Below are 8,712 nucleotides of genomic sequence, written 5' to 3' on the forward strand. Positions count from 1 at the left end.
GCCGTCGTCGACCAGCGCGTCGACCACCTGCAGGTACTCGGCGGCGCTGCGCTCCTACGGGTCTGCGGCCGTGCCCTCCGAGGCCGTGCGCGGACCTCGGGCCCTCGTAGCGGCCTGAAGTCCACGCACGGCGGGTCGGCAGGGCGCTGCCCTGCACCGAAACCGCAGGTCGTGGGGCGCGTGCCGCGCCACATTCCCGCCGCACGCCAGCCGTGCGGCGCACCGCCTCCCGACCTCCCCGTTCGCCGCGCGGCCTGCCGCGCCGGCTAGTCGCGAGTTCGTGCACGATGGAAATCTCCACCACGGCCCTCAGGGCCAAACGTTCCTGTACCAGCGGCTACCGCTGGTTCGCCCGGCGCTTCAGCAGCGCCGCCGAGTACCTGCAGGTGGTCGACGCGCTGGTCGACGACGGCCGCGCGGCCGACGCCTGCTGGCTGATCGACCGCTTCGGCCCGATCGACGCCGTGCGCGTGCTCGAGCGGGTGTCGGCCGAGGCCTTGGTCTTTCCCGGCTCGCTGCAGGTCCGGTACGAGGTCGAGGTCGACACGCTGCTGCGTGTCGGCGGCGCGCTCACGGTCGGCGGCGGCGTACGCGCCGGCACGACGCTGACGGTGGACGGCGACCTGCGCTCCGGCGCCGGCCTGCGCTGCGGGCGGCTGCGCTGCGGCGGCGACCTCTTCGCCGGCTGGAGCGTCGAGGCGCAAGACGGCCTCGCCTGCAGCCACGAGCTGCGCGTGCGCGGCGACCTGCGCTGCGGCGCGCTGACGGTCGGCGGCAGCGCCGTCGTCGACGGTGATCTCGAGGTGTCCGGCCGCGCCGACCTGGGCAAGAGCCTGCGCGTCGGCGGCGCCATCGCCTGCGGCGAAGGGCTGCGCGCCGGCCACGGCATCCAGGCCGCCGGCGGCGTGAGCAGCGGGCTGCACATCGACGCCGGCTGGGGCGTGGTCGCCGGCGCCGACATCGCCGCCGACGGCGCGATCCGCGCCGGCGAGTGTGTCGTCAGCGGCGGCGAGGTGCGCAGCGGCGCCGGCTACGGCGTGCACGCCGGCTCCAGCGTGCGCCGCGAAGCCTGGCCGTCCTGCGGCCGCGTGGTCTCGCGCACCCGGCCGGGCCAGCTATGCAGCGGTCTGTGGCAGCCGACGCCGGAGGGCGCATGAGCAGCGCCGCATGGCCGTCGCCGTGGCGCATGCGGGGGCTGGAACTGCGCATCGACGTCGACCGCGAAGACGCCCGGCTCGAAGACGAACTGGACGTGCTGCAGCGCCGGCTGGCGCGGCCGGGCGACGTGCTGCACGGCATCGCCTGCGAGCCCCTGGCGCTGCCGGGCTTCCGGCTGCACTGGCGCGAGGCCGACGGCGAGCTCTACGTCTACGTCGAGGACGTGCTGCGGCGCCGGCTCGCCGGCTGCACGGTGTTCAACCGCCTGATCGAACTCGACGCGCGCGCCGACCGCCACCTGCGCTCGCCGCACTCCCGGTATCGCGCCGCATACCGCCGCCGCGGCCTGGCCAGCGCCGTCTACCGGCGCAGCCTGGACGCCGGCATGTGCCTGCTCACCGGAGTGCGCCAGTCCGGCGGCGCCCACGCGCTGTGGCGCCGGCTGGCAGCCGACTACCCGCTGCACTGCGTGCACCTGCGCGACCGGGTGCTGCGCGACCTGGACGGCGACCTCGACGCCGCGCTGCGCGACGATCTCTACACGCGGCTGATGCTGCTCGGCCGAGGCTGGACGGTGGAGCGCCTGGCGGCCGAGGCCGGGCTGGTGCCGGCAAGGGGCTGAAGGCGGATCGAACGGCCCAATCCGGCACGCGCCAAGCGGGCTTGGTTGCCGCTGCCGCCGCCCCGGCCGATACTGGGCCCATGGTCTCACCCGCACGCGCCCCCGCCACCGCCGCATCCGCGCGCGCCGCTGGCGGGCGCGTCGTGCCCACGGCGCGCAGTTGCCGCGTCCGGGAGCCCTGGGCCGCGGAGGCACTCTCCCGGGCCCGGCGATAGCCCCAGCTCTTCCCCCTTCCGCACACCTTTATCGCCGGGCAGCAGCGTGCGTCCCGCGGCCCTGCGGCCGCGTCGTCGTGAGCCTTGGCCATGCATGCCGTCGATAACGCCGGGCGCCGCTTCAGCGCGCTCGATCCCGCCCCCTGCCCGATCGAAGGCGCGGGCACGTCTGCTTCCGCTTCGCCGGCGCTCCTGCCGCTGGCGCTGCCCTTCATCACCGTGCTGGGCGACCTGTCCGACGCGTCGGACACCGCACTGCGGCGCGCCGCCGGGCTCGCCGCGGCCCATGGCGCGCGCCTGCGGCTGCTGGCTTTCGGCGCGCTGGGCGATGCCGTGTCGGCCGAGCAGTTGCCGCGGCTGCGCTGGAAGGCGCGCCGCATCGCACGCCTGTACCAGCTGCCGATCGAGGTCGGCGACACGCCGGCGCGGCTGTCCGAGCTGCGCGCCGCACTGAGGCCGGGCGAACTGGTGGTGACGCACCAGCGGCGCGCGTCGGGCCTGCTGGCGGCATGGCGCGGAGGCGCGGCCGCGGCGCTGGCGGGCCGGCTGCCGGTGCCGCTGCTGGTCGTCAACGAGGCCGGCTGGCGCCCGTACCGGCAGGTGCTGGCGGCGGTCGACCTGCTGACGCAGCCCGAATGCCTGGCGCGCTGGGCCTGCACGGTGGCCGGCGAAGCCGAGGTCGAGCTGCTGCACGTGCTGCGCCAGGCGCGCCCGGGCAAGGCTCGTTTCGGCCATGTCGCCCAGCCCGGACTGGAAATGGACCTGCGGCGCCACGCCGCGGCCCTGCAGCGCGTCGTGCAGTCCCTGGGACCGCAGGCCACGCGCGTCAAGCCGACGCTGGCACTAGGCGACGATGTCGCGGCCGAGATCCTCCTGCGCCAGCCCGACACCGGCGACGCGCTGATCGTGATCGGCCGCTCGACCGAGGCGCCGTGGCTGGACGTGCTGCTCGGCAGCGTGGCCCGCAGCGTGCTGCGCGCGACGCCGCACGACGTGCTGGTCGTGCCGCTGAGTCCGGGACCGGGTCACAACGCCAGCGCCGGCTAGCCGGCAGGCGCCCGGATGGAAGAAGCCGCCGGGTCCCCGGACTTGGCGGCTTCGTGCAGCGAGTGGCCGATCGGCTCGACCCGGAATCGAGCGCGGTGTTCGTCGACGATGCCCGCCAGGACGCCTGCGAAAAACGGCAGGCACGAACGACTAGACTTATCCTCGGATGGCGCTGCCGGCGACAACTCCCCCCCCGGTTCGATATCCATTCGGCGCGGGTCGCCAATACTCCATCGGCACCGACAAGAAGAGGCGTTGAGACGAATGAATGCCGGGGGCCTCGTCGATGGCTGGTGTCATCGAATCCAGCATGCCAATTACCTATGACACGCCTGCTCATTATCGAAGACAACCCCGATCTGGTGGCCAACCTGTACGGTTTCTTCGAGCCGCTGGGTTATGTGCTGGACGATGCACGTGACGGCGCCGCCGGCCTGCGCATGGCCACGCAGAATGATTACGACGCCATTCTGCTGGACCTGATGCTGCCGCGCCTGGACGGCATGACGCTGTGCCGCAAACTCCGCGAGGAGTTTCAGAATCCCGTGCCGGTGCTGATGCTGACGGCACGCGACCCGGTCGAAGACCGCGTCGAGGGTTTTGCCCTGGGCGCCGACGATTACCTCATCAAGCCCTTTTCACTGAAGGAACTGGACGCCCGCATCAAGGCCCTGGTGCGCCGCGCTCAGGGCCGCCAGGTGCAGGGCACGCTCGTCTGGGAAGACCTGCAGGTGGACACCCGCGCACCACAGGCATGGCGTCAGGGCCGGACCATCAGCCTGACGCCCACCACGCACAAGTTGCTGCTGTGCCTGATGCGCGCGGCGCCGGCGGTCGTCAAAAAGCAGGAGATGGAATACCTGCTCTGGGCCGACGAACCGCCTGAAAGTGGTGCCTTGCGTACACACATTCATGACTTGCGCCAGCAGGTTGACAAAAACTTCACATCCGCGCTCATAGAAACGGTGCATGGCGTGGGCTGGCGCCTGCACCAGCCCCCGAAGGCTGCGCCGGCAGTGAGCGCACGAGGAAAAGCATCAGCACCATGAAGTCCGCTTACCGCCACATGACGCTGAAGACACGCATCACGGTGTCTTTCGTCCTGCTGATGGTGGCGGTCATGGCGTTCGTGGTCGCGGCGGAACAGCTCGACTACGACGATTTGAGAGCGTATGTGATCTCGAAAAGCCTGCGCCAGGAGGTGCAGCGGCTGGAAGCGGATATTGCCAAGGGCATCAATCCCACCATACCCGACGGCAGCCGGCTCTACGACGCGCAGACCGTGCCCGATGCCCTGCGCCGGTACGCGCCGGGCTACCACAGCGTGAAAGAACCCGAGGTCTGGCACCTGCTGGTGTTCGACCTGAACGATCAACGCTACTACCTGCTGCAGGACGGCGAGCCATACGAGTATCTGGAGCACGTGATCGACGGCTACGCGCTGCTGGTCATCCTGCTGTGCATTCTGTGCGCGTTCTGGATCGGGCGGCAGACTTCGGCGCGCGTCACCGCGCCCATCACACGGCTGGCCGAAGCCGTGCAGCGCAAACAGATGCCGTTTCCCTACCAGGATGCACGCGACGAGATCGGCGTGCTGGCGCGCGCGTTTGCGCAACACAGCGAGGAACTGGAGCAGTTTCTGCAGCGCGAACGGTGCTTTGCCGGGGATGCCAGCCATGAACTGCGCACGCCGCTGGCGATCATTGCCGGCGCGGCGGAAACCATCGTGCATCAACTGCCCGCCGACAGTCACCTGCGGTCCAGCGGCGAGCGCATCGTGCGCACCACGCAGGAAATGCAACGCCAGTTGGCTTGCCTGCTGCTGCTTTCGCGCGACCCACAGACCTTGACCCGGGCCGACGTGCCTCTGCGCCCCTTGATCGAGGAATGCATGACGCGCTGTCGCCCCTGGCTGGACAGCAAGCCGGTGGCACTCGTCCTGGATGCGCCACAGGACAGCCACGTGCACACCCATGCCGAACTGGCACGCAGTGTGGTCTGGAACCTGCTGCGCAATGCCTGCCAGTACACGGACGAAGGCGAAGTGCGCATTGCGCTGCATGGCACCACGCTGGTCATCTCCGACACCGGCCCGGGGCTGCCGCCCAGCATCGACCCGCAGCAGTTCCAGCGGTTCCTACCGAGTGCACGTCACAGCGGCGAAGGTCTTGGCCTGTCCATCGTGCAACGCATCGTGGAGCATCTGGGCTGGAAGATGGTGGTCGAAAGCTCGGAAAAAGGTTGCCGCTTTACGCTGAGAATGCAGCACGCTGCATAGCCACGAGCGGCGAGCAGATCCTGCCCCGGTGCCGTCGGTCCATTCGCGCCGTGCAGGTTTCAGCCGTTCTCCGGCGTCACGGCCGACGAAAATCTCCGAACCGGCTCACGACACGCTGAAAACAGGTCCAGCTCGGGCCGGTAGACGCTGCTTCGAACGTCGAAGAGACCCAGCATGGAGTGATAGAAGTTGTCGTGGCTATAGCTTCTGCTGTCCGCGTTGGCGCGCAGACAGGAGAGATTCAGGCGGGCACTCCGGGAGAATTCCGGCGAGAACCACATGAGCATCGGCACCTGGGTTTGCTCGTCCGGCGCCATGATGTAAGGCGTGCCGTGCAGGTAGATGCCACGCTCTCCCAGCGACTCGCCGTGATCGGAGACGTAGATCATGGCGACGTCACGCTGCCCTGAATAGCGGCGCAACAGCTCAATAGTCTTGCCCAGCATCCGGTCGGTGTAGACCAGCGTGTTGTCGTAAGTATTGACCAGCGCTTCGTTGCTGCACTTCTGGATCTGGTTGCTGTCGCAGATGGGGCTGAAGACCTTGGTTTCCGTCGGGTACCGTTCGAAATAGGTCGGGCCATGACTGCCCATCTGGTGCAGCACGATCAAGGCATCGCCGCGCATCGCATCGATGCGCGCGCCGAGTTGATGCAGCAGCACCTCGTCATAACAGGTTCCGTCCCGATTGACACATTCCTCGGCAATTTTCAGCGTCGGCATGTCGTCGGTCGGCACACGCTCGCACACGCCTTTGCAGCCGCCATTGTTGTTGTTGCGCCAGAGGATCTGCACGCCGGTGCGCTGCAGGATGTCGACGAGGTTGTCTTCGGTCGCGGCCCGCACCTCGTCGTATTGCGCACGCGGCATCCGCGAGAACATGCAGGGCAGCGAAATGGCAGTGGCCGTGCCACAGGACGAGACGTGTTTGAAGCTGATGACGTCCTGGCGCGGCGCGAGCGACGGGTTGGTCGCGCGCGGATAACCATTGAGCTGGAAATTCCGCGCCCGCGCGGTCTCGCCCACCACCGCAATCACGAGTTTTGGTCGCCCGTCGACGGCGGCAACCGTGCGTGCTGCATCTTCGGCCACCGCTCGCAGCGGCTGCGACTTCGCGCTGTACTTGCGTTGCAGATAGCCGTTGGCGCTGCGCACAAAGTTCAAAGGCAGCACCTGATCCCTGATCTGCCGGTTGTTGCGCAGCAGCGAGGCGTAATCCTTGTAGAAAACCAAGGTCACGGCGACCAGCACCGCCAACGTCACCAGTACATTGCCGAGCCACCAGAGCACGATTTGCAAGGGGCGGCCGCTCTCTTTCGCCCGCAGAGCAACCAACGCGGCAGCCGGCAACACGCCGAGCCCGAAAATGGCGAGGAGCAAGGGGATGGAAAAGTACGACGCGAGCTCGGCCTGGTTGGTCTCGAAGAAGTTCTGCACCATGCTGCGATCGATCAGCACGCCGTACTCGAGCATGAAGTAATGGCAGCCGGCGCTGATGACGAGCAGCAGCGCCAGCAGCGGCTTGCGCAGATACGGCAAGGCCAGCACCGGCGTCAGCAGCAGGTTGAGGATGCAGAAGAGAAATACCGGCAGGCTGATGAAGAACAGCAGGCTGTGCAGGCTGTCGACTTCGACTTTGGCCCAAAGCGTTTGCCAGAGCGCGAAATTGCCGATGGTGGCAAAGAACAGTGCGGCCACCCAGGTCAGTTGCACCGGATTCAAACGCACGGCCGTCAGACGTTGAAACACGCCGATTCCCAATGATTGAACGTGCGCGCAGTATCAAAAGACGTATGTCAAGAAGTTGTTAAGGAAGCACCAACTCCCCGCCGGCGGCGGTGGCGAGTGAAAGGATGCAGCGCGCCGGAGTCAGCGGCGCAGCGTGCCTGCTGGCGGCGCGGCGCCGGCCGCAAGCATCGCGACGGCTTCGGGGTGATCCGGGCCGAGCGCCGCGGCGAGCTGGCGCCCGGCCTCGACGGCCACGGCTCGCGCCGCGTCGGCATCACCACGCGCCGCGTGCAGCCGCTGGTACGCGGCGAGCACCCGGCCGACGTGGCTGGAGGCCGGCAGGTCGCCCTGCAGGCGACGGGCCAGCGCCAGCGCGCGTGCGAGATCGGACGCGGCGCCGTCGAAGTCGCCTAGCGCTGAGCCGGCCTCGGCGCGCTGGCGCAGAAACTTCACGACCGGGCCCACGGGCATGCCGCGCCGGTCGAAAAACGCGATGAGTTCGTCGGCACCGGCGCGAGCGTCCTGCCAGCGCCCTTGCGCGAGCGCCTCGCGCAGCGCGAACTGGCGCAGCGAGATCGCCGCCATCGTGTCGGTTGGCGCGTTCTGTCCGAGGCGCAGGACGACCGCGTCGCGCAAACGCCTTGCCCCGGCGACGTCGCCTCGCTCGAGCAGCACCAGGGCCAGCTTGATCTGTGCCCCCGTCGCGTTCTCCCGGTTGTCGGCAGCCTCGGCGGCGGCCAGCGCGCGTTGCATGCCCTGCTCGGCCTCGTCGAGACGCCCGAGGTCGAACGCGACCAGCGCCCGGTTGTGCAGCAGGTAGGACGGCGGCCACGCGCCCGGCGCCAGACGTTCGGCCAGCTGCAGCGCTTCGGTGTAGGCACGATCGGCATGGCGAACGTCGCCGGCGGCGAACGCGGCAATGCCGCGGTTGTTCAGCAGCGTGACGACGACCGGCGTGTCGCCGCGGCCGAACGCGCGCAGGCGCTCGATCGCCAGGGCGAACGCGGCGTCGGCCTCGGCGGGGCGGCCGTTGAGGTGGTGCCCGAACGCGACGTTGCCGAGCGCCGTCGCGCGCTGCACCGGAGTCGCGGCGGGCCAGCGATCGAGCAGCGCGACCGCGTCCTGCGCCGCCGCCATCGCGCCGGCGGCGTCGCTGCGGTTCTGGGCCACGAAAGCCTCGTGCAAGCGGCAGTCGGCACGGGTCCCGGCGCTGACATCCAGCGCGGCGGCTTCGGCGAAATGGGCACGCGCCTCGTCGTGCTCGCCGAGCAGCGACGCGACGTAGCCCTGCTGACACCACAGCTGCGCCCGCAGGTCGAGGTCGGCCGGGTCGGCTGCCGCGCGGCGCGCCTCGGCGTCCGCCAGCAGCGACCGCGCCTGGGCCACGTCGCCGAGCGAGACCTGGATGGCGGCCAGCGTGCCGAGCACCGGCGCGTCGGCGACGCCGGCCGTCGCCCCGCTCGCCAGCGCGCGGCTTCGGGCGAGCAGGACCGGCACGGTGATCGGGCGCGCGTCCTGCGCCGCCTGCGTCAGCATCGCCTCGAAGAACTCGGCCTGGGCCGCACTGCGCCGGGCCAGCGCCAGCGCGCGGTCGCGCTCGGTGGCGGCGCGCGATGCCTGCCACGCCGTGCCGGCAGCGCCCGCGGTGAGCGCCACCGCCAGCGC

7 protein-coding genes are annotated in these 8,712 nt (G+C 69.6%); 5 read left to right on the plus strand and 2 right to left on the minus strand.

The genetic code is table 11. The features are described from left to right. The first annotated feature begins 287 nt into the window (after nucleotides 1–287). The 5 genes from CKO43_RS23955 to CKO43_RS23975 all read left to right on the plus strand — a co-directional run bounded on the left by CKO43_RS23955 (nucleotide 288) and on the right by CKO43_RS23975 (nucleotide 5,320). Nucleotides 288–1,157 (plus strand): polymer-forming cytoskeletal protein, encoded by an 870-nt coding sequence (locus CKO43_RS23955; RefSeq protein WP_200380221.1) that lies wholly within the window; start codon nucleotides 288–290, stop codon nucleotides 1,155–1,157. Next, the gene (locus CKO43_RS23960) at nucleotides 1,154–1,780 is read left to right on the plus strand and encodes an N-acetyltransferase (RefSeq protein WP_200380222.1); all 627 of its coding nucleotides are present in this window, start codon (nucleotides 1,154–1,156) and stop codon (nucleotides 1,778–1,780) included. The genes CKO43_RS23955 and CKO43_RS23960 overlap by 4 nt, the downstream gene beginning before the upstream one ends. 305 nt (nucleotides 1,781–2,085) lie before the next feature. Continuing rightward, nucleotides 2,086–3,042 (plus strand): universal stress protein, encoded by a 957-nt coding sequence (locus CKO43_RS23965; RefSeq protein ID WP_200380223.1) that lies wholly within the window; start codon nucleotides 2,086–2,088, stop codon nucleotides 3,040–3,042. A 323-nt stretch (nucleotides 3,043–3,365) separates the two neighbouring features. Continuing rightward, complete coding sequence (locus CKO43_RS23970; RefSeq protein WP_200230822.1) at nucleotides 3,366–4,091, plus strand: response regulator transcription factor; 726 nt, start codon at nucleotides 3,366–3,368, stop codon at nucleotides 4,089–4,091. After that, nucleotides 4,088–5,320, plus strand: a complete 1,233-nt coding sequence (locus tag CKO43_RS23975; RefSeq protein ID WP_242478052.1) for a sensor histidine kinase — start codon at nucleotides 4,088–4,090, stop codon at nucleotides 5,318–5,320. The genes CKO43_RS23970 and CKO43_RS23975 overlap by 4 nt, the downstream gene beginning before the upstream one ends. 59 nt (nucleotides 5,321–5,379) lie before the next feature. Here the strand turns inward: CKO43_RS23975 and eptA are convergent, their stop codons facing one another. Next, nucleotides 5,380–7,068, minus strand: coding sequence for a phosphoethanolamine transferase EptA (gene eptA / locus CKO43_RS23980; RefSeq protein ID WP_200380224.1), 1,689 nt, complete (start codon nucleotides 7,066–7,068; stop codon nucleotides 5,380–5,382). Nucleotides 7,069–7,188: 120 nt separating this feature from the next. Then, the coding region (locus tag CKO43_RS23985) for a tetratricopeptide repeat protein (protein WP_200380225.1) at nucleotides 7,189–8,712 on the minus strand (1,524 nt) is incomplete at its 5' end.

It is taken from the genome of Rubrivivax gelatinosus (assembly GCF_016583785.1).
Lineage (GTDB): Bacteria > Pseudomonadota > Gammaproteobacteria > Burkholderiales > Burkholderiaceae_C > Rubrivivax > Rubrivivax gelatinosus_B.

What these genes read in the sequence shown, in the direction of transcription:
- CKO43_RS23955 (WP_200380221.1), top strand. Translation starts at nt 288, where the DNA reads ATGGAAATCTCCACCACGGCCCTCAGGGCCAAACGTTCCTGTACCAGC.
- CKO43_RS23960 (WP_200380222.1), top strand. Translation starts at nt 1,154, where the DNA reads ATGAGCAGCGCCGCATGGCCGTCGCCGTGGCGCATGCGGGGGCTGGAA.
- CKO43_RS23965 (WP_200380223.1), top strand. Translation starts at nt 2,086, where the DNA reads ATGCATGCCGTCGATAACGCCGGGCGCCGCTTCAGCGCGCTCGATCCC.
- CKO43_RS23970 (WP_200230822.1), top strand. Translation starts at nt 3,366, where the DNA reads ATGACACGCCTGCTCATTATCGAAGACAACCCCGATCTGGTGGCCAAC.
- CKO43_RS23975 (WP_242478052.1), top strand. Translation starts at nt 4,088, where the DNA reads ATGAAGTCCGCTTACCGCCACATGACGCTGAAGACACGCATCACGGTG.